We start from the raw sequence: 18,931 nt of genomic DNA, 5'->3' as shown, positions 1-18,931 counted from the left end.
GCCGGGGCCGGGGCCGGGGCCGGCGCGGGTGTCGCGGCGGCGGTGGCGAAGGGGCGGCTCTGGGCCTCGTCATCCCGGCGCGCGCGCTGCGCCGGGTTGCCGATGGTGACCACCAGCGACCGCTGGTCGGCGGCCGGACGCACCTTGTAGAGGAAGGCGCCACTGAGGTCCACCACGACGCGCGTCACGAGCGGCGTCGTGCTGTTGCGCGCGACGCGGACGCGGCGGACGAGGCCGACGTTGACGGCCGTCGTGGCGGCGACCTTGTGAGTGACGCCGGCAAAGTCGAGGACCAGCCGCGGCGGGGCCGCATCGGGCACCTGGACGGCGGACGCGACCAGCTTGCCATCACCTTCGACGGTGATGAGCACGTCGCCCTCCTCGCGCGCCGCGCGGACGGCGGTGAGCGTGCGGGCGGCGTCCGCATCGGGCGGCACCTGGGTCGACTGGACGGTGGACAGCAGGGGTGACACGCGGTGACGCGTGTCGATGACCAGGCGCTGTCCATCCTGGACCTGCTGCGGGACCTCGCGGGCCTCGCGCGCCGTCCCTGCCGCCAGCGGCCACGCGGGCGCGCCAAGGGCGAGGAAGGCCGTGAGGGTCGCGAGGATCGGCGTGCGCGGGCGCATCATCGGTTCTCCTCGGGGGTTCTCAAGGTCTTGCGGATCTCCCGCTGCTTCACGGGAGACAGCGGGTCGTCGACCCGCTGCAGGAAGATCACGGCGTCGGTGGCCACCACTTTCACGGTGCCGTCGAAGAGCGCGTCGCCGGAGTGCACGGAGTACGTCTTGTTGTCGGGGGCCTGGATGATGGCGAGGAGCTGGCCCTTGCTCCGCAGCACGCCGCGGATGCTGACCTCACTGATCAACAGGCCCTTCACGCCGCTCGGGCGTCCCCCGACGGGAGCTCTGGCCTCGCCACGGGCGAGCAGGCTCACGAACGGGTCGCGCCGGCCGGCGGGGTCGTAGCCGGCGCGATCTTCGGGCAGGGAGGGCGTCTGCGGCGACGCCGCGGTGCCCTTCGGGGCCGGTGTCGTCACCGGCGTGGTGGAGGCGCCGTTGGCGACCGGGGCGGCGGCCTGGGCGAACCCGGGCACGACCATCACGGCCGACAGCAACGCGACGCGGCAAGTCAGTCTGAGCAACATGGCAGCACCTCAGCGCGCAGCCGCGGGAGGACGCGCCCCGGCGGCACCGGGGCGACGCCCGGTGACCGGCGCGGGCGGCGCCTCCATGAGGACGAAAGTGGTGACGGTGCACTCGGCATCGACCGTGGCCGGCGACGGCTCGGTGAGGCTGTGCGTCTTGATCCGGATGCCGGAGATGTTGATGATGCGCGGCATCCGACTGACCTTGTCGAAGAAGGCGCCCAGGTCGTGGTAGGTGCCCTCCAGACTCAGCGAGATCGGCCATTCCGCGTGCTGCGCCCGCTGCGCCACCGCCTGCGGCTTGAAGCCGCGGATGGTGAGGCTGGACTGCGTGGCCAGCGTCTGGATCCGCCGCAGCAGATCACCGACGTCCTTCTGCTCCGGCAGCACGTTGCGCAACGCCGCCAGACGGGCATTGAGCTCGGCGACGCGTGAGCGGAACTCGGGCAACCGACGCTCCTCGACGCGCGCCCGGGCGATGCCGGTCTCGATCTTCCGGCGTTCGCCATGGGTGCGCGCGACCTGCGCCTCCATGTCGACCGCGTACATGTAGTGGTGCGTGGCGACGAGCCCGACGCCGAGCACGAGATACAGGGCCAGCTGGGCCCACCACGGCAGCTTCTTGAGTCCGAGATCCATGGCCAGGGTCCTCAGCGCCGAGCCGCCGGCGCACCGGGGCGGGCGGGCTTGGTGTCGGCCGGGGTGTCGAGGGCCCCGAGCGGGAACAGGGCCCTGACCGTGAACTTCATCAGGTCCGCTTCATCGCGCCCGTTCTCGACCTCGGTGTTGACGATCTCGACGGGCCGCGTGAACGCCCCGGAACTCTCGAGGTTGCCAATCAGGTCCGACAGCGCGGTCAGCGTCGTCGTCCGGCCCTCGAGCGTGACGTCGGCGCCGGCCTGGGTCAGCTGGGTGAGCCAGACACGCTCGGGCAGCTGGCGGCTCACCTGGTCGAGCAGGGTGACCGGCGACCGCTGGCCCTTGCGCAGTTGCTCGATCAGCGCCACGCGCTGCTGCAGGAGCGCCGTCTGGGCTTCGAACTTGGCCAGTTCCTCGGTGACGGCCTTGAGTCGCGTCTCTTCGGCCTTGGCCTGCTGCAGCTGCAGCTCGGCATAGGTCTGCTGCGACTGGAGGTCGAAGTGGCGATACGCGGTCAGGCCGATGCAGCCGGCGACCATCGCCACGCCGATGATGTGGAGCTTGTTGGCGCCGACCCCCGAGAAGAGCGGGGCCTTGGCCCGAACGGGCTCGGCGGCGAGGAGGTTGACGCGAATCATCGGTCCCCCATCCGGCGAAGCGCGAGGCCGACGGCCACGGTGGCAGCGGCGGCAGCCTCGGAGAGCACCGGCACGCCGAACTTGGCGGCGTCGAAACTCACGGTCTTGAAGGGGTCGAGAAACTCGACCGGGTAGCCGAGGCGTTCCTGCAGGGCGTCGACCAACCCGATGACCTGCGACCCACCACCGGTCACGAGCAGGAGATCGATGTGGTCGGCGCCGGTCGTGCCGCGGAAGAAGTCGAGCGTCTTCTGGACCTCGAGCAGGATGGCCTCGGTGACCATCTGCAGGCTGGGTCCGGTCTGCGACGGGTCGAGACCGTCGGCCGCATACCCGCGCTTCAGCAGGTCGGCGCTCTCGTGCGCGATCTGGAAGTCCTTCTGGAGCGCCTCGGTGTAGGCGTTGCCGCCGATGGGCACGTCCCGGGTGAACAGCGACTGATCGCCGCGGACGATGTTGATGTTGATCGCGCTGGCGCCAATGTTGAGCAGGGCGACGATGGAGTCGCGCGTGCCGTAGTTGACCTCGTAGGCGTTCTGCAGCGCGAAGGCGTCGACGTCGACGATGGCGGGGACCCGACCGGCCTGGGCGATCACGCCGGTGTAATCGGCGATGGTCTCCTTCTTGGCCGCCACGAGCAGCACGTCCATCGTGGCGCCCGCGGCATCCTTGGGCGGCCGGCTCAGCACCTGGTAGTCCAGGTTGACGTCCTGGATGTCGAAGGGGATGTACTGCTCGGCTTCCCAGGTGATGGAGTTGGCGAGCTCGGCGTCGGTCATCGCCGGCAGCGTGATCTTCTTCACGATGACGGCGTTGCCCGAGAGCGACGCGGCGACGTCCCGGTTCTTGATGCCGAGGCGCTCGAAGAGCCGACGGATCGCATCGGCGACGGCGGTGCCATCGATGATGGCGCCATCGACGATGGTGTCGGCAGGCAGGGGTTCGACGCCGAAGGCGACGACCTTCCAGCCCTTGCCCGAAGCCTTCAGCTCGACCGCCTTGATGGCGCTCGACCCGATATCCAGTCCGACGACGGGTTTCTGTTTGCGGAACAGCACGCCGACCTCACTCGTTCCGGACGTTCCCACGGTCGGCCTCATGCCGGACGCGCAGGTTCGTAACCAACAGAGCCATAGGCAAGGGCGGTGCCAACCAGATTTGCAATCGAAACACCCACGTTCTGCCGGACCGTGGCGGGAACCGCACGCGGGTTCGGTGCGCGCGCTGGCAGTTTTGTGACAGGGGTTGTCGGAGAAGCGACGTTGGGGCTCAGGACTCGAGGCTCAGGACGGGCTCGAGGCGCAGGGCTCACACGGCCCAAGGCCCATGCCCCAAGGCCCACGACCCAGGGCCGCGGAAACGCCCCATTGAGTGGCGAGCGGAAGAGGTGTCATACTGGGGGGCCGCTCCCAGGTCGGCATTCAGGACTGTCCGGGTGGCAGTCCGCCCCCTTCCCGCCCCCTTCCCGCCGCGAGGCGGGCGCCTGCGGTGGTGTGGGCGCGGGGATGTGGTTGACACGGTGTACCTGAGGCGCGTATCCTCTCCTTTTGCTGTGTGTCAGCAAGGAGCAAAAGGGTCATCATGAGCACGTTCATTCCGAGCGCCAAGTCCATCGAGCGACGCTGGCACGTCATCGATGCGTCGGGCCAGTCGCTCGGGCGGGTGGCCAGCCTGGCCGCCAAGGTTCTGCAGGGCAAGCACAAGCCGACCTACACGCCGTTCATCGACTGCGGGGATCACGTCGTCGTGGTCAACGCGGGTCAGGCCGTGCTGACCGGGCAGAAGGAAGAGCAGAAGCTCTATCGGTATCACAGCGGCTATGAGGGTGGGTTGCGTGAAGAGCGCGCCAAGGACCTTCGCCAGCGTCGTCCGGCGCGCCTGATGGAAGAAGCCATCCGGGGCATGCTGCCGAAGACGACGATGGGCAGCCAGATGTACCGGAAGCTCAACGTCTACGAGCGCGCCGATCATCCGCACGCGGCGCAGAAGCCCCAGTCCCTCGAGGTCGAGTAAAACGTGTCAGTCATCCAGTATTACGGGACGGGGCGTCGCAAGACCTCGACCGCCCGCGTGTTTCTGCGTCCTGGCACCGGCCAGATCACCATCAACCACAAGCCGATCGCCGATGCGGTGAACACCGAGGCGCTGCGCCTGCAGGTGCGTGCGCCGCTCGTGCTGACCGAGACGCTGGACAAGTTCGACATCGTGGCGACGACGTCGGGCGGTGGCATCTCCGGCATGGCGGGTGCGTTGCGGCTGGGCATCTCGCGGGCGCTTTGCCTCTACAGCGGCGAGCTCCGGGGGCGTCTGAAGAAGGCCGGTCTGTTGACGCGCGACCAGCGCGGCAAGGAGCGGAAGAAGTACGGCCTGGCGGGCGCCCGCAAGCGCTTCCAGTTCAGCAAGCGTTAACTTTTCGGCTGTGTGGCCGGCGAGGCCCGGCCCTGTCTGTACCGTGTTGGAGGAAGCTTGACCCCGATTGCTGTCAAAGACCTGCTGGAGGCCGGTGTTCACTTCGGCCACCAAACCAAGCGCTGGAACCCGAAGATGAAGCCGTACATCTTTGGCGAGCGCAATGGGATCTACATCATCGACCTCGGCAAGACCGCGCGGCTGTTTCGCGATGCCGAGCAGTTCGTGATGCAGCTCGCGTCGGAGGGCCGCACGCTGCTCTTCGTCGGGACCAAGCGGCAGGCCCAGGAAGCGATCGCGGAAGAAGCGGCGCGCTGCGGCATGTTCCACGTCAACCAGCGCTGGCTCGGGGGACTGCTCACCAACTTCACGACGATTCAGCGCAGCCTGGCCCGTCTCCGTGACCTCGAAGCCATGGAAACGGACGGCCGGTACGACATGCTGTCGAAGAAGGAGATTGCGCGGCTCGAGAAGGAGAAGCGCAAGCTCCAGAAGAACCTCGACGGCATTCGTCACATGGAGCGCCTGCCCGATGCCGTGTTCATCGTCGACACGAAGCACGAGCAGATCGCCGTGGACGAGGCCCGCAAGCTGAAGATTCCGGTCATCGGTATCGTCGACACCAACTGCGATCCCGATCAGGTGAACTTCGCCGTGCCGGGCAACGACGACGCGCTGCGCGCCATCCGTCTGTTCGCCTCGCGCATCGCCGATGCGGTCCTCGCCGGCCGTGGTGTCCGCGAGTCCGCTCAGGCCGAGACGGTCCTTCCCGTCGGGCCTGATGGCGAGGCCGTCGGCAAGTCGGGCGAGCCCCTCCGCGCCCAGCAGCGCCCTGCCCCGCGCACCGCTGCACCCAAGTCCGAACCCGCCACGCCTGCCTCGGTCTGACCGAGGCAGGTCGTCGCGGTGCCCTCCGAACGCCGGCCGAGCAGAGACCCGGCCGGCGTTTCGCGTGTCTGTCCATTTCCACCCGTCCCATTTTCTGGAAGCACACCCCATGGCAATCACTGCTGAGATGGTCAAGAACCTGCGCGAGCGTACCGGCGCGGGCATGATGGAATGCAAGACGGCCCTCACCGAGAGCAACGGTGACGTCGAGGCCGCGATCGAGTACCTCCGCAAGCGCGGCATGGCCCAGGCCGCCAAGCGCGCCGGCCGCGTCGCCTCGGAAGGACTCGTCGGCATCAAGCTCAACGACGACCGCACGCTCGGCGTGATGGCGGAAGTGAACTGCGAAACCGACTTCGTGGCACGCAACGACGGCTTCAAGGCCCTCGTCGACGAGGTCACCACGACGGTCTTCACGAGCGATCAGCCGCACGCCGCGCTGGTGGCCGCCGACGGCCCGATCGGCACCCGCATCACGGCAGAGATCGCCAAGGTCGGCGAGAACATGGGTGTGCCCCGCACGGCCAAGCTGACGGCTGACCACGTCGGCAGCTACAGCCACATGGGCGGCAAGATCGGCGTACTGGTGCAGCTGCAGGGCGCCACGGGCGAGGCCACGACCATGGACGCCTTCAAGGCCTTCGTGACCGAGCTCGCCATGCACATCGCCGCGGCCGCGCCACAGTACCTGACGCGCGCCGAGGTGCCGGCCGAGGCGGTCGAGAAGGAAAAGGAAATCTACCGCGCACAGATGGCCGAGTCGGGCAAGCCCGCCAACGTCATCGAGAAGATCATCGAGGGCAAGCTCGGCGCCTTCTACGAGCAGGTCTGCCTGGTGGACCAGCCGACGATCCGCGACCCCAAGGTCAAGGTCTCGCAGGCGCTCGCCACCGTGTCGAAGGCCGTGGGCGCCCCGGTGACGATCACGGGCTTCGCGCGGTTCAAGGTCGGCGAAGCGAGCCAGGGCTAGACCCGGCCGAGGACGAAGGACCGAGGAAAGAGGAGGGAGGTAGGACGGAGGAAGCAACACCGTTCCTCCTTCCTTCTACCTCCCTCCTCCGCCCCCTACCTCTCTCCTCCCTCCTCATTCCTCCGTCCTCATCGTCGTCTCTCCAGCAGCTATAATCGCCTCGGCATGTCACGTCCCGCGTATACCCGTGTGCTCCTCAAGTTGTCCGGCGAAGCCCTCATGGGTGATCAGGGATATGGCGTCGATCCCGCCGTCGTCACGCGCATCGCGGAAGAGGTGGCCGAGATCCGGGCCATCGGCGTCCAGGTGGCGATCGTCATCGGCGGCGGCAACATCTTCCGCGGCATGGCCGGCAGCGCGCGCGGCATGGATCGCGCGACGGCCGACTACATGGGCATGCTGGCCACCGTCATGAACGGGCTGGCGCTGCAGGATGGCCTCGAACACCATGGCGTGCCGACGCGCGTGCTCACCGCGATCGAGATGCGCGCCGTGGCCGAGCCGTTCATTCGCCGGCGGGCCATCCGGCATCTCGAGAAGGGTCGCGTCGTCGTCTTCGCGGCCGGCACGGGCAATCCGTACTTCACCACCGACACCGCCGCCGCCCTGCGCGCGATGGAGGTGAAGGCCGACGTCATCATGAAGGCGACCAAGGTCGACGGCATCTACACCGCCGACCCGAAGAAGGACCCCACCGCCACGCGTTACGAACGCATTACGTATCTGCAGGTGCTGGAGCAGGGGCTGCAGGTGATGGACGCGACGGCGATCTCCCTGTGCATGGACAACAAGATGCCCATCGTGGTGCTCGACCTGAACGAGCGCGGCAACATGCGCCGCGCCATCATGGGCGAACACGTGGGCTCGCTGGTCACCGCCTGATCACGGAGCAGGACACACGACGATGGACGTCTCTGATCTGAAGTCGCTGTTCGACGAGTCGCGCAAGCGCATGGGTGGGGTCATCGATCACCTCAAGCGCGAGATGACCGGCGTGCGCACCGGGCGCGCCTCGACCGCCCTGCTCGACAACGTGCACGTCGATGCCTACGGGTCGTCGATGCCGCTCAACCAGGTGGCGCAGCTCTCCGTCCCCGAATCGACGCTGATCGTCGCGCAGCCGTTCGACCCGCAGCTGATGGGCGCCATCGAGAAGGCCATTCGTGCGGCCAACCTCGGCCTCAATCCCGCCAACGACGGCAAGGTCGTCCGCATCCCGCTGCCGCCGCTCACCGAGGAGCGGCGCAAGGAACTGACCAAGGTCATTCACAGGCTGGCCGAGGAGGCGCGCAACGGCGTGCGCCAGGTTCGCCGTGACGCCAACGACCGCCTCAAGAAGCTGCTCAAGGACTCCGAGATCTCGGTCGACGACGAGCGCCGCGGCCTCGACGAGGTCCAGAAGCTGACCGACCAGCACGTCGGCCAGATCGACGACCTGCAGAAGAAGAAGGACCAGGAACTCCTCACGGTGTGACCCCCACCGTCGCCATCCTCTTCACCGGCGGCACGATCTCGATGCGCATCGACGCGCGATCGGGATCGGCCGTGCCGGCGATGCGCGGCGATGACATCCTCGCCCACGTCCCCCAGCTCGCCGCCCTGGCCGACATCGAGCTCGAGGACGTCGCGCAGTTGCCCGGTCCGCACGTCACCCCCGAACACATGTGGCGCCTCGCCAGGCGCGTCGCCGCCTGGCTGGAACGCCCGGACGTGGACGGCGTGGTCGTCACGCACGGCACCGACACGCTCGAGGAAACGGCCTACTTCCTCGACATCGCCCTCCGCACCGACAAGCCGGTGGTACTGGTGGGCGCCATTCGCACGATGTCGGAGCCGAGTTGGGACGGGCCGGCCAACCTCGTCCACGCCGTGCAGGTGGCCGGCTCCCCTGTCTCGCGCGCCCGCGGCGTGATGGTCGCGATGAACGAGCAGATCCTGTCGGCCCGCGAGGTCGAGAAGGTGCACACCGAAGCCGCCGCCTCGTTTCAGTCGCGGGAGTTCGGTCCCGTCGGCGTGGTCGATGGGGGCGTGGTCCGGTACCTGCGATCGAGCCCGCGCGAAGGCGCCTGGTTCGATGCCGAGGCCGACGGTCTGCTCCGGGTGCGACGGATCGAACCCGATGTGGACCTGATCAAGGTGGCGGCCGGCGCCGACGGACGCTTCGTCCGCTGCTCGCTCGCGAGTGGGGCGAAGGGCCTGGTCATCGAGGCGCTGGGGCGGGGCAACGTCCCGCCGGCCATGCTGGAGGACCTGGGCGTCGCCGTGACGCAGGGGCTGCCGGTGATCCTGACCTCGCGGTGTGGCGCGGGGAGCGTGCGGGAGCGCTATGGCTACGAAGGTGGCGGCCGCGGCCTGCGCGACCTCGGGTTGATCTTCGCCGGACGGCTCAGCGGCGTGAAGGCCCGCATCAAGCTGATGCTCGCCCTCGGTCACACGCAGGACCACGAGCAGTTGCGCGCGATCTTCGAAGACCCGATGTCGTGAAACAGGCTCAGGGCTCAGGGCTCAGGCTGTTGCCTGAGACGTGAGCCCTGAGACGTGGGACTTGAGACTATTCGTCGCCGAAGCTGATGCCGAGCGACTTGGCGGTGCGGACGACGTCGCCGTCCGCCGGCACGAGGCGCATCTTGCCACCGACATCGGCCAGCGGGACCGACCCGATTTCGGGCGGGTGGAAGGCCACCATCCGGTCGCTCTCGCCCTTCATCAGCAACTCGACGGCCATGGCGCCGAAGCGAGTGGCGAGCATGCGGTCGAAGCTGGTCGGCGAGCCGCCACGCTGCAGGTGGCCGAGCACCACGGTGCGCGTTTCCTTGCCCGTCAGCTTCTCGAGTTCGGCGGCGATGCGGTGACCGACGCCGCCCAGACGCTCGACGTACCCGCCGTCGGCCGCCTTGACGAGCGAGACCTTGCCGCCCTTGGGCACCGCCCCTTCGGCCACGACGACGATGCTGAACTTCGCCCCGTAGGCGTCGCGTTCCTTGATCCGCTTGGCGACGATGTCGATGTCGTAGGGAATCTCGGGGATCATGATGACGTCGGCCCCACCGGCCACGCCCGAGTAGAGCGCGATCCAGCCGGCATACCGACCCATGACCTCGACGACCATCACGCGCTGGTGCGCCTGCGCGGTGGTGTGCAGCCGGTCGATGGCGTCGGTCGCGAAGGCGACCGCCGTGTCGAAGCCGAAGCAGTTCGTCGTGCCGACGATGTCGTTGTCGATCGTCTTGGGCACGCCGATGATTGGCATCCCCCGCTTGTTGAACTCGTGCGCGATGGACAGCGTCCCATCACCGCCGATGACGACCACGCCGTCGATCTGCAGCTTGTGGAACATCTCCATGCAGCGCTCGGCGTAGTCCTTCGGGCCATCCGAGGTCTCGATCGGCTTCAGGAACGGGTTGCCGCGATTGACCGTCCCGAGGATGGTGCCGCCCAGGCGCAGGATGCCCGTGACGTTCCGCGGGGTCATCACGGTGTGGCGGTTCGTCTCGAGCAGCCCGTCGAAGCTGTTCTCGAGACCGAGACATTCGATACCGTGGTTGTAGGACGACTTGACCACGGCGCGGATGACCGCGTTCAGGCCGGGGGCGTCGCCGCCACCGGTGAGTACACCAATCCGACGGACCTTGCTCATACGAAAACGTCTATCCTCTGGAGAAATCGGGAGTGCCGGCGCTCGCGCACACGGGGAACCGCTGAAGTATAAACGGAAATCAGGGCATCCCCGTGCGGAGATGCCCTGAGCCCCCGGATCGGCTCCAGCTAGCGGGGCTGTCGGCGCGTGACCTGGTCCCAGACGGTGGCGGCGCCACCCCCGATGGCCGCCCCGATCAACGCGCCCTTCTTGCCCGTGGCCAGCGCGCCCACGCCCGCCCCGGCGCCGGCCGCCGACCCGATGATGACCGCGCTCTTCTGCCAGCTGCGCTTTGCAGGGCGTCGATACTCGACCACCCCCTCACCAGAGCTGACGCGCCGCGCCTGGGGCCGCTCCATGGCGACGGTGCGAACAGGTTCGGGGGACGGGGCCCCGGAGGTCTGGACGGGTGCCGACGTCGCGTACGCCGGGGTCGCGTCTGCCGGAGGGACGCCAGCACGCATCGCCGGAGCGGCGGGCGCGACGCCCGCGGGCACCATGGGCGCCGCGGCGACACACTCGACCTGCGGCACCAACGCTCCCTGCACGACGACCTGCCGCATCAGGGGCTGCTGCCCCACCGGGCAGGACAGGAGCACGGGCGTCGACACGGCCTGACTGGCGGACGCCACGGGCTGAGGTCCGAGCGCCGTCGGCGTCGAGGACGACGGCGGTGCACACGCGGCGGCACCGGCGATCACGATGGCGATGGCGGCGGTGCGGCTGAGAGCGGAGAGGGAGAGGGTACGCATCAGTGACCTCCTTGGCCTGCTCCCTGCCACACCAAGGGGCGTGCCAGGCCCGTTTTCCCCTCGAGGACGCACTTCGGCACGGGCACACACCGGTCGAGCGCGATCTGTGCGGGATGGGCTGTGCTCTGCGGAGGACGTTCGAGCGGCGCGCCCCTGAAACGACGAACGCCGCGCGGCCGGAAGGCTCGTGCGGCGTAGAGGATGTTGGTGGACGGCAGGAGGCTCGAACTCCCGACCTCCGCGTTGCGAACGCGGCGCTCTCCCAGCTGAGCTAGCCGCCCCTTCTTCCCTGTCGAAGCCCTCAGGCGCGACAGCCGCCCGTTGACCGAACGCAGAGTGTAGCACAGTCGGCGCATCTCCGACACGTCGGCCGTCTGCCTTGGGCGCAGCCCTGGCCAGTGGATGGACGGCGGAGGCCAGGGGCACCGATGCTGGGCGATTCGGCAGTAGGAAGGCGCAGACGGCCTTTCTATAATGGGGACACTGTGCCCATCTTCGAATACCGCTGCGACCACTGCGGCCACCGCTTCGAAGCCATCGTCCTCAATGGCCGCCAGCCGGACCTGTGCCCGGCCTGCGAGCATCCCGACCTGCGCAAGCAGATCTCGACCTTCGCGGCGCACGCCTCATCCGGCAGTGCCATGGCCGCAGGGCCTGCCCCGTGCGGCTCCTGCGGCGACCCGCGCGGCCCCGGCAGTTGCCGCACGCACTGACCGGAGCGCTCCCCTGTTTCACCTCCGCCGCCGCTCCCCCGTCGCCGTCGCCGACACCCTGGACCACATGGCCGGGCTGTGCCGCGCGCTGGGGCGCGGCCCTGAGGCGACCCACTGGGCGCAGTTGTCCACGGCCATCCGGCGCGTGCTGGATCACCAGCCACGCACCCCGTGGAGCCTCGTTCGCCGATCGCTCGACGGGCAGGGCCTGTTGGCCGTCCGCGACTCCGAACTGCTCGACCGCGTCCGTCGTGCCGACCACGACGAAATCGCCCACATGCTGCGGCGCTTGCCGGCCGGCGCGCGCGCGCTGATTCGGCAGGGCCTGCATCCGCTGCGGCACCGGGTGGCCGACGAAGACGTGCTGCTCGACGCCGACCTCGAGCGCCACCTGGCCACCGACCTCGTGGACGCGCTGCTGCCCGAGGGCCCCGAAGACGCCCTGGTGCCGCTCGGACGCGCGTGGATGCAGGCCAAACAGGCGCGGAAGGAACTCTCGGCCGCGGCAGGCGCCCCCGACGACTGGCACATGGTGGGCGGCTTGCGACGGACCGATCCGGTGAGTCCGGACGTGGCCCTGCTCGCCGTGACCGGGGACCCCGAGGGGTGGACCCGCCGCGCCGCCGGGGCGCTCCCACGCGACACGCTGGTGGTGGCGGGCGCCCGTGCGGTGGCCGTGGCCGCCGATCCCGAACCGATCGTCGTCCACGCCTTGCCCGCCACGGCGGTGCCGACGAGCCTGGTGTGGTACACGGGCCCGCGGACGCACGTGCGCGACGTCAAGGCACGCGCCCAGGCCCTTGGCCTGGACTTCACGCGGGAGGCCCTGCTCGAGGGCGGCCGCGCGGTCGCGCTGGCCGACGAAGCCGACTTCTACGCCCGCCTGCAGTTGCCGTTCATCCCGGTGGAGTTGCGCGCACGCGCGGGCATCCTCGACACGGCCGTCGCCGGTGGGTTGCCGACGCTGCTGGACGTGAGCGACATCCGCGGCGACCTGCACATGCACACGGTCTACAGCGATGGGCGTGACAGCGTCGCCGGCATGGTGCACGCGGCGCGGGCGCTCGGCTACCGGTACATGGCGATCACCGATCACTCCCCGACCTCGCGGGCGTCGCGCGTGCTGACGATCGAGCGGATCGCGGAGCAGGCCGGCGAGATCGCGGCCGTGCGCGCCCTGGTGCCCGACATCACCATCCTGCACGGCATCGAGTGCGACATCCAGGAAGATGGCACGCTCGACGTCCCCGACGCCGTCCTCGAGCGCCTCGACATCGTCCTGGCCTCGATGCACGAGAGCTACGGGCATTCGCCGGCGCGCATCCTGCAGCGGTACGAACGGGTGGTCCGCCACCCGCTGGTCAACGTCATCACGCACCCGGCCAACCGGTCTCCGGGACGACAACCCGGCTACGCGCTGGCCTTCGCACGTCTGTTCGAGGAAGCGGCGCGCACCGGCACCGCCGTGGAGATCGATGGGGCGCCCGGCCATCTCGACCTCGATGCCCCACTGGCGGAGATGGCGGCGGCGATCGGCGCGCCCATCCTGGTGGACAGCGACTGCCACATGGCGGATCGCCTGGGTCGACAGATGCGGTTCGGCGTGGGCCTCGCCCGACGGGCCGGACTCACGAAGGACCAGGTGCTGAACACCCGCGAGGTGGGGGCCATCACCGCATTCGTCGCCGCCAAGCGTCACGGTCGCCCGTGGCAGCCATGACGACGACATCCGTGGCGCCCGGCGCTGCGTATTCGCAAGGGAGGACTGCATGAGACCGACCCGGCGCCTGCTGTTGCTCGTGTCCCTGACCGTGATTTGTGCCGCACGACCGGGCGCGGCGCAACCGTCCGGCGATGCGCTGGCAAGAGCCGTCCAGAGCCACTACCAGCAGGTGCGGGACTTCACCGCGTCGTTCGAGCAGGCCTACGTCGGCGGTGCGCTGAAGCGCCGCAGCGTGGAGCGCGGCACCGTGGCCATCCGCAAGCCCGGCCGCATGCGCTGGGACTACGAGCAGCCCGAGCAGAAGCTGTTCATCTCGGACGGCACGCGGATGTACTTCTACGTGCCGGCAGACAAGCAGGTCCGGGTGAGTGCCATGCCCGAGGCCGGCCGTGTGCCGACGCCCATCCTGTTCCTGGCCGGCCGCGGAGACCTGCTGCGTGACTTCACGGTGCAGGAGATCGCCGCCCCGGCTGGCAGCGTCGGGGCGCGGGCGCTGCGGCTCCGGCCGGTGCGCCCCGAGCCCGAGTACGAGACCCTCACCCTGGTGGTCGATGGCACGACCTACGCCATGCGCCAGCTGATCGTGGTCGATGGCCAGGGCGGGACGTCGACGTTCAGCTTCACCAATCTGCGCGAGAATGTCGGCGTGGCCGAGAGTCGCTTCGTGTTCAGCATGCCCAAGGGTGTCGATGTCGTCACGCAGGAGTGAGTTCGACCAGGTCCGCATCGTCACCCGTCTCACCCTCGCGCTGCTGGTCGCCGCGACGCTGAGCGCGTGCGCGACCAACCCGAAGCCCTACCGCGTCGGCCAGCTGGCCGAGCAACGCGACGACTTCGACCAGGCGATCGTCGCCTACACGCAGGCGCAGGTCGCCGACCCCGACAACCGCGAGATCGCCCTGGCGTTGAAGCGCGCCAAGCTGCGCGCCTCGGCCTCCCACCATTCCAAGGGCCGCCGGTTGGCCGGCGCCGGCAAGTACGAGGAGGCGCTGGTCGAGTTCCAGCTCGCGCTGGAGTTCAACCCGGCCAACAGCGACGCCGAGGACGCCGTCCGCGAGATGCGGGTGGCCCTGCGCACCAAGATGGCGGTGCGGAAGGACGGCGGCACGCAGCTCGAGTCGCTGATCAGCCGGGCCCGGGCGCTGCCGCCCGAAGGCCGGGACCTCCCCGAGCTCACGCTGCCAGACTCGCTGGTCTTCCGCGACGCGGGGAGCCGGGACGTCTTCACGTCGCTGGCCCGCTTTGCCGGCATCAGCCTGGTGTTCGACCCGCAGTTCCGCAGCGTGCCAGTGTCGATCGATCTGCGCGGCTCGACGCTGCCTGATGCGCTCGATGCCATCGGCAAGGCCACCGGGACGTTCTGGCGCGTCAGCGCCCCGAAGACGGTCACGGTCGTGCCCGACACCGCGGCCAAGCGGCGCGAGTACGAAGAGGAGGTGATCCGCACCTTCTATCTCAGCAACGCCGACCTCAAGGAAACGCTCGACCTGCTGCGCATCGTCGTCGATGCGCGTCGCCTCTCGCCCATCACGGCCACCAATGCCATCTCGATCAAGGACACGCCGGAGCGCATCGAGGCGGCATCGCGCCTGCTGGCGGCGATCGACAAGGCCCGCGCCGAGGTGGTGATCGAGGTGGAACTGCTCGAAGTGGCCCGGACGCGCTTCAAGCAGTACGGCATCCAGATCCTGTCGCCGGGCAACGAGACCGGCCTGGCCGGTCAGGTGGATGCGAATCAGGAGGGCGGCCTGACCCTCGAGCAGCTGACCAATCTCGGCAAGGGCGACATCTTCTTCACCAACCTGCCCGGGCTCTACTACCGACTGCTGAAGGCGGACAGCGACACGCGCACGCTGGCCAATCCCCAACTGCGCACCTCGGACGGCCTGCCGGCCCAAGCCAAATTCGGCGAGGAAGTCCCGGTCCCCCAGGTCACCTTCGCACCCATCGCGACCGGCGGCGTCAACCAGCAGCCCATCACGTCGTTCACGTACCGCAACGTCGGCGTCAACATCGACATCACGCCGCGCACGCACCACAACGACGACGTGACGCTGGCGGTGAAGATCGAGATCAGCAGTCTCTCGGGCACCGGGTACTCGGGCCTGCCGACCTTCGGCACGCGGTCGATCACCACCACGATCCGCCTGCGCGATGGCGAGACCAACCTGCTGGCCGGCCTCATCCGGGACAACGAGCGGACCGTGCTGCGCGGCATCCCGGGGCTGAGCGACATCCCCGTCATCGGCCGGATCTTCGCGAGCAACGAACGCGAGACGCAACAGACCGACGTGGTGCTGATGCTGACGCCGCGCATCATCCGCGTGCTCGATCTGACCGAGGAGGACCTGCGGCCGTTTCTTGCCGGCCGTGGTGGCGGGCCGGCGGCCGCGAGCTTCGATGTCCCGAGCGTGACCCCGCTCCCCCTCCGCCCCGCCCAGCCGCCGCCGGACGGCGACGGGGCCGGGTCCCAGCCGTTCTTCCCGCAGCTGCCGGCCATTCCGGAGCAGCGCACCGTCCCGACGCCAACCCCGCGGACGCTGCCTCCGGCGCCGCCCCCACCGACGCCGCCAGGCGTCTAGTCCCGACTACCCCTCTCGAGACACGACGGCGCCGAGCGCCGTCAGTCGCTCGACCACGTGCGCGTAGCCGCGCTCGACCGTCTCCAGCGGGCCGACCACGCTCTCGCCCTCGGCGGCGAGGGCGGCGGCGATCAGGGCCATGCCGGAACGCAGGTCGCGGGTGTCCAGGTGACGCCCCCGCAGCGGCGTCGGCCCCGTCACGACCATGCGATGCGAGTCGCACAGAAAGATGTCGGCACGCATGCCGCTCAGTTGCTCGAGCGCGAACAGGCGCAACTCGTACATCCAGTCGTGGATGAGCGTCCGCCCCTGGGCCTGCGTCGCCAGCACGGTGAACAGGCTGACCATGTCGCTGGGAAACGCTGGCCAGAGCCCCGTCACGAGTCGCCCGAGGGCCACGCAGGGCCCAGCACTGACGCGCACGCGGTCGTCGTCCACGTCGCACGGCACCTGCATGCGCTGCAGGACGCTGACGATGGGCTCCAGATCCTCGGGCTGTGCCCCGCGAACGTCGATGGCGCCGCGCGTGACGGCGGCGATGACGGCCCAGGTCCCGGCCTCGATGTAGTCGCCGCGCAGCGTGTGCGTGGCCCCGTGCAGGTGCGACACGCCGTGGACGCGCACCCGCGACGTGCCGGCCCCGTCGATCTGCGCGCCCATGGCGACCAGGAGCTGACACAGCTCCACCACGTGCGGTTCGGTCGCGGCGTGACGGATCTCGGTCTCGCCGCTCGCAGTGACGGCGGCGAGCAGCGCCAGTTCGGTGGCGGTCACCGACGCCTCGTCGAGATAGAACGACGCGCCGCGCAGCCCCTCCGGCGCATCGAAGGCGTGTGCCTCCCCCTCGATGGCGCGAGCACCGAGCGCGGTGAGCGCCTGCACATGCGTCGACAGGGTGCGTCGCGAGGGGAAATCGCCTCCGGGCGGGGCGAGATAGACTTCCCCGACACGCGCCAGCAGCGGCCCCATCAGCAGCATCGAGGCGCGTACCCGGCCAACCAGATGGGCGTCCGGCATCGACCCTGGGCGCGCCGCGGCCCGCAGGACGAGCGTGCTGGTGCCCCGCCCTTCGATCGAGGATCCGAGGCCCGCCAGCAGGTCGAGCAGCACGTCGACGTCGCTGATGCGCGGCACGTTGTGCAGCGTCACCGCCTCGGTCGTCAGCAGGCTGGCCACGATCAACGGCAGCGCCGCGTTCTTGTTGCCTTCCACGGTCACGGCGCCTTCGAGGCGACGCCCTCCCTGCACTCGCAGCACGGACATGTCAGCGCTCGCTTTCGTTTGTGGGTGTCGGCCGGCTGCCGTGGTCGTCGGGGCGACGCACCGGCGAGGGCCACTCGCCGAGGTAGACGACCTCCTCGGTCAGGCGCACCCCGGTCGACTCGGCGACAGCCCCCTGACAGCGTTCGACCAGCGCACGGACGTCCGCCGCACTCGCCCCCGGGGCCACGACGATGAAGTTGGCGTGCAGCGTCGAGACGGCCGCGCTGCCCTGGTGCGCGCCCTTGAGACCGGCCCGATCGATCAGCGCGCCGGCCGACCGCGGCACGCCCGCGGGCAGCGGCGCGTCGTCCGCCGGATTCTGGAAGATGCACCCCGCGCTCGCCTGGTGCAGGGGCTGCGTGCGCTTGCGGAACGCGAGCGACGTGCGAGCCGCGTCGCGCAAGTCTTCCGGTGCGGCTCCCGGCGTGACCGCGAAGAGCACGGACAGCACCACCTCGCCCGAGTGCTGGACGCGACTGCGGTCGTAGCCGAAGGCCATCGCGTCGACGGGCACCTCCTCGACATGCCCGGACGGCGACAGCACGCGTACGCTGCGGACGTGCTCGCTGATCAGCCGCCCCTGGAAGTGGGCATTGCCGCAGATCGCGCCGCCCACGGTGCCAGGGGTGCCGGCCCAGCGCTCGAGACCCGCGAGGCCGCGACCGGCGAGCCACCGCACCAGCCCGTTGATGGTCACACCGGCGTCGGCGCGCACACCCGACGCGTCCTCGAGTCTGATGTCTCCACCATGGATCCGCAGGGTCACCCCCCGGATGCCCTCGTCGGACACGAGCACGTTGCTGCCACCGCCGAGGACCGTGACCGGCACGCCGTGAGCACGCGCCACGCCGACGACGGCGGCGACGGCCTCCGGCGCGGCGACCGTCACCAACAGGTCAGCCGGACCACCCACGCGCATCGTCGTGAGGCGTGCGAGCGGCACCCGGCGGTCGATGACGGCCGAGGGCGCCGCCGCGCGCAACGCGTCGACGAACGCGTCGGGCAGAGGGTCATGTGCGTTCATGATGGACGTGCTCCGAAGTCCTGCTGGGCGAGGCGCGCGCGCATCGCCTCGGCGCGCGTGCAGACGGTGAACCGCACCGGGTCACCCGGGGCGAGCTGGGCCGCATGTGGCAGGTCCGCCGTGATGACCACGGCCACCACCGGATAGCCGCCCGTCGTCTGCCGCTCGGCCATCAGGAGGATCGGCTGCCCCGTCGGCACGACCTGGATCGCGCCGGTCACCGTCCCGCTCGACGCACGCGTCGGCGCCACCAGGGGCACCGGGGGGCCCTCGAGCGGATATGCCATGCGGCTGGCCGTCGGCGCGACGACGTAAGTACCGGCCTGGAGAGCCGCGAGCGCGGCGGCCGCTTCATGGCCCTCCGGGCCGGGCACCACGCGCAGGACGGGGCTCGGCGCCGGGGACGGCCACGTCCCGGGCAGCATCGGCCCGATGGCGCGATCGCCGACGTCCAGCACTGCGCCATCATGCAGCGCGCCACGGCGCGGCAGCATCGGCCAGGCACTGCGGCTACCGAGGACGACTGGTGCGTCGAGTCCCCCTCGC

Annotated in this window: 20 protein-coding genes, 1 tRNA gene and 1 pseudogene; 11 read left to right on the top strand and 11 right to left on the bottom strand. The window is 69.6% G+C overall.

The features are described 5' to 3' along the window. From Q0C41_RS21775 to pilM, 5 genes are all read right to left on the bottom strand, one after another. On the bottom strand, nt 1-632 hold a 632-nt coding region (locus Q0C41_RS21775; RefSeq protein WP_291987449.1), incomplete at its 3' end, for an AMIN domain-containing protein. Next, the gene (locus tag Q0C41_RS21770) at nt 629-1,147 is read right to left on the bottom strand and encodes a hypothetical protein (protein WP_291987447.1); all 519 of its coding nucleotides are present in this window, start codon (nt 1,145-1,147) and stop codon (nt 629-631) included. The genes Q0C41_RS21775 and Q0C41_RS21770, both read right to left, overlap by 4 nt. Nucleotides 1,148-1,156: 9 nt before the next feature. Beyond that, a complete protein-coding gene (gene pilO, locus Q0C41_RS21765) occupies nt 1,157-1,786 on the bottom strand; it encodes a type 4a pilus biogenesis protein PilO (protein WP_291987445.1) in 630 nt (209 codons plus the stop codon). A gap of 11 nt (nt 1,787-1,797) precedes the next feature. Then, a complete protein-coding gene (locus Q0C41_RS21760) occupies nt 1,798-2,424 on the bottom strand; it encodes a PilN domain-containing protein (RefSeq protein ID WP_291987444.1) in 627 nt (208 codons plus the stop codon). Then, the gene (gene pilM, locus Q0C41_RS21755; protein WP_291987442.1) at nt 2,421-3,512 is read right to left on the bottom strand and encodes a type IV pilus biogenesis protein PilM; all 1,092 of its coding nucleotides are present in this window, start codon (nt 3,510-3,512) and stop codon (nt 2,421-2,423) included. The genes Q0C41_RS21760 and pilM overlap by 4 nt, the downstream gene beginning before the upstream one ends. A gap of 493 nt (nt 3,513-4,005) precedes the next feature. Here pilM and rplM point away from each other — a divergent pair, with 493 nt between their 5' ends. The 7 genes from rplM (at nt 4,006) to Q0C41_RS21720 (ending at nt 9,175) form a co-directional block, all read left to right on the top strand. Beyond that, nucleotides 4,006-4,437 carry a 50S ribosomal protein L13 gene (rplM, locus tag Q0C41_RS21750; protein WP_291987440.1) on the top strand — a complete coding sequence of 144 codons (432 nt, stop codon included), beginning with the start codon at nt 4,006-4,008 and terminating at the stop codon, nt 4,435-4,437. A gap of 3 nt (nt 4,438-4,440) precedes the next feature. Further along, nucleotides 4,441-4,833: a 30S ribosomal protein S9 gene (rpsI, locus tag Q0C41_RS21745; RefSeq protein ID WP_291987438.1), complete on the top strand. Its 393-nt coding sequence runs from the start codon at nt 4,441-4,443 to the stop codon at nt 4,831-4,833. A 57-nt stretch (nt 4,834-4,890) separates the two neighbouring features. Then, nucleotides 4,891-5,721 (top strand): 30S ribosomal protein S2, encoded by an 831-nt coding sequence (rpsB, locus tag Q0C41_RS21740; protein WP_367079291.1) that lies wholly within the window; start codon nt 4,891-4,893, stop codon nt 5,719-5,721. Nucleotides 5,722-5,830: 109 nt separating this feature from the next. Beyond that, nucleotides 5,831-6,691, top strand: a complete 861-nt coding sequence (gene tsf, locus Q0C41_RS21735; RefSeq protein ID WP_291987436.1) for a translation elongation factor Ts — start codon at nt 5,831-5,833, stop codon at nt 6,689-6,691. Nucleotides 6,692-6,856: 165 nt separating this feature from the next. Next, nucleotides 6,857-7,573 carry a UMP kinase gene (gene pyrH, locus Q0C41_RS21730; RefSeq protein WP_291987434.1) on the top strand — a complete coding sequence of 239 codons (717 nt, stop codon included), beginning with the start codon at nt 6,857-6,859 and terminating at the stop codon, nt 7,571-7,573. Between the two features lie 22 nt (nt 7,574-7,595). Further along, nucleotides 7,596-8,165 (top strand): ribosome recycling factor, encoded by a 570-nt coding sequence (frr, locus tag Q0C41_RS21725; protein WP_291987432.1) that lies wholly within the window; start codon nt 7,596-7,598, stop codon nt 8,163-8,165. Next, entirely contained in the window at nt 8,162-9,175 is a 1,014-nt protein-coding gene (locus Q0C41_RS21720) for an asparaginase (protein WP_291987430.1), read from the top strand. Before frr ends, Q0C41_RS21720 begins: the two co-directional genes overlap by 4 nt. Nucleotides 9,176-9,242: 67 nt before the next feature. Here the strand turns inward: Q0C41_RS21720 and Q0C41_RS21715 are convergent, their stop codons facing one another. The 3 genes from Q0C41_RS21715 to Q0C41_RS21705 form a co-directional block, all read right to left on the bottom strand. Beyond that, nucleotides 9,243-10,328, bottom strand: a complete 1,086-nt coding sequence (locus Q0C41_RS21715) for a 6-phosphofructokinase (RefSeq protein WP_291987428.1) — start codon at nt 10,326-10,328, stop codon at nt 9,243-9,245. Nucleotides 10,329-10,456: 128 nt separating this feature from the next. After that, nucleotides 10,457-11,080 carry a hypothetical protein gene (locus tag Q0C41_RS21710; protein ID WP_291987426.1) on the bottom strand — a complete coding sequence of 208 codons (624 nt, stop codon included), beginning with the start codon at nt 11,078-11,080 and terminating at the stop codon, nt 10,457-10,459. A gap of 205 nt (nt 11,081-11,285) precedes the next feature. Next, nucleotides 11,286-11,361: transfer RNA gene (locus Q0C41_RS21705), tRNA-Ala, on the bottom strand. A gap of 204 nt (nt 11,362-11,565) precedes the next feature. Here Q0C41_RS21705 and Q0C41_RS21700 point away from each other — a divergent pair. The 4 genes from Q0C41_RS21700 to Q0C41_RS21685 all read left to right on the top strand — a co-directional run bounded on the left by Q0C41_RS21700 (nt 11,566) and on the right by Q0C41_RS21685 (nt 16,098). Beyond that, complete coding sequence (locus Q0C41_RS21700; RefSeq protein WP_291987424.1) at nt 11,566-11,793, top strand: zinc ribbon domain-containing protein; 228 nt, start codon at nt 11,566-11,568, stop codon at nt 11,791-11,793. 67 nt (nt 11,794-11,860) lie between these two features. Then, nucleotides 11,861-13,513 carry a PHP domain-containing protein gene (locus Q0C41_RS21695; RefSeq protein WP_291987423.1) on the top strand — a complete coding sequence of 551 codons (1,653 nt, stop codon included), beginning with the start codon at nt 11,861-11,863 and terminating at the stop codon, nt 13,511-13,513. 49 nt (nt 13,514-13,562) lie between these two features. Next, entirely contained in the window at nt 13,563-14,225 is a 663-nt protein-coding gene (gene lolA, locus Q0C41_RS21690; protein WP_291987421.1) for an outer membrane lipoprotein chaperone LolA, read from the top strand. Continuing rightward, nucleotides 14,206-16,098: a secretin N-terminal domain-containing protein gene (locus Q0C41_RS21685; RefSeq protein WP_291987419.1), complete on the top strand. Its 1,893-nt coding sequence runs from the start codon at nt 14,206-14,208 to the stop codon at nt 16,096-16,098. Before lolA ends, Q0C41_RS21685 begins: the two co-directional genes overlap by 20 nt. Before the next feature lie 6 nt (nt 16,099-16,104). Here the strand turns inward: Q0C41_RS21685 and murA are convergent, their stop codons facing one another. The 3 genes and pseudogenes from murA to Q0C41_RS21670 all read right to left on the bottom strand — a co-directional run. Then, complete coding sequence (murA, locus tag Q0C41_RS21680; protein ID WP_291987417.1) at nt 16,105-17,361, bottom strand: UDP-N-acetylglucosamine 1-carboxyvinyltransferase; 1,257 nt, start codon at nt 17,359-17,361, stop codon at nt 16,105-16,107. A gap of 1 nt (nt 17,362) precedes the next feature. Then, a complete protein-coding gene (murB, locus tag Q0C41_RS21675) occupies nt 17,363-18,385 on the bottom strand; it encodes a UDP-N-acetylmuramate dehydrogenase (RefSeq protein ID WP_291987415.1) in 1,023 nt (340 codons plus the stop codon). Next, nucleotides 18,382-18,931 (bottom strand): annotated as a pseudogene (locus Q0C41_RS21670) (hypothetical protein); the annotation flags it as partial. The pseudogene Q0C41_RS21670 and the gene murB, both read right to left, overlap by 4 nt.

This window comes from Luteitalea sp. (genome assembly GCF_022842525.1).
Taxonomy (GTDB): Bacteria; Acidobacteriota; Vicinamibacteria; order Vicinamibacterales; family Vicinamibacteraceae; genus Luteitalea.
The sequence above is the reverse complement of the archived record's forward strand: the minus strand, read 5'-3'. Positions and strand labels throughout refer to the sequence as shown.

What these genes read in the sequence shown, in the direction of transcription:
- Q0C41_RS21770 (WP_291987447.1), bottom strand. Translation starts at nt 1,147, where the DNA reads ATGTTGCTCAGACTGACTTGCCGCGTCGCGTTGCTGTCGGCCGTGATG.
- pilO (WP_291987445.1), bottom strand. Translation starts at nt 1,786, where the DNA reads ATGGATCTCGGACTCAAGAAGCTGCCGTGGTGGGCCCAGCTGGCCCTG.
- Q0C41_RS21760 (WP_291987444.1), bottom strand. Translation starts at nt 2,424, where the DNA reads ATGATTCGCGTCAACCTCCTCGCCGCCGAGCCCGTTCGGGCCAAGGCC.
- rplM (WP_291987440.1), top strand. Translation starts at nt 4,006, where the DNA reads ATGAGCACGTTCATTCCGAGCGCCAAGTCCATCGAGCGACGCTGGCAC.
- tsf (WP_291987436.1), top strand. Translation starts at nt 5,831, where the DNA reads ATGGCAATCACTGCTGAGATGGTCAAGAACCTGCGCGAGCGTACCGGC.
- pyrH (WP_291987434.1), top strand. Translation starts at nt 6,857, where the DNA reads ATGTCACGTCCCGCGTATACCCGTGTGCTCCTCAAGTTGTCCGGCGAA.
- frr (WP_291987432.1), top strand. Translation starts at nt 7,596, where the DNA reads ATGGACGTCTCTGATCTGAAGTCGCTGTTCGACGAGTCGCGCAAGCGC.
- Q0C41_RS21715 (WP_291987428.1), bottom strand. Translation starts at nt 10,328, where the DNA reads ATGAGCAAGGTCCGTCGGATTGGTGTACTCACCGGTGGCGGCGACGCC.
- Q0C41_RS21710 (WP_291987426.1), bottom strand. Translation starts at nt 11,080, where the DNA reads ATGCGTACCCTCTCCCTCTCCGCTCTCAGCCGCACCGCCGCCATCGCC.
- Q0C41_RS21695 (WP_291987423.1), top strand. Translation starts at nt 11,861, where the DNA reads ATGGCCGGGCTGTGCCGCGCGCTGGGGCGCGGCCCTGAGGCGACCCAC.
- lolA (WP_291987421.1), top strand. Translation starts at nt 13,563, where the DNA reads ATGAGACCGACCCGGCGCCTGCTGTTGCTCGTGTCCCTGACCGTGATT.
- Q0C41_RS21685 (WP_291987419.1), top strand. Translation starts at nt 14,206, where the DNA reads ATGTCGTCACGCAGGAGTGAGTTCGACCAGGTCCGCATCGTCACCCGT.
- murA (WP_291987417.1), bottom strand. Translation starts at nt 17,361, where the DNA reads ATGTCCGTGCTGCGAGTGCAGGGAGGGCGTCGCCTCGAAGGCGCCGTG.
- murB (WP_291987415.1), bottom strand. Translation starts at nt 18,385, where the DNA reads ATGAACGCACATGACCCTCTGCCCGACGCGTTCGTCGACGCGTTGCGC.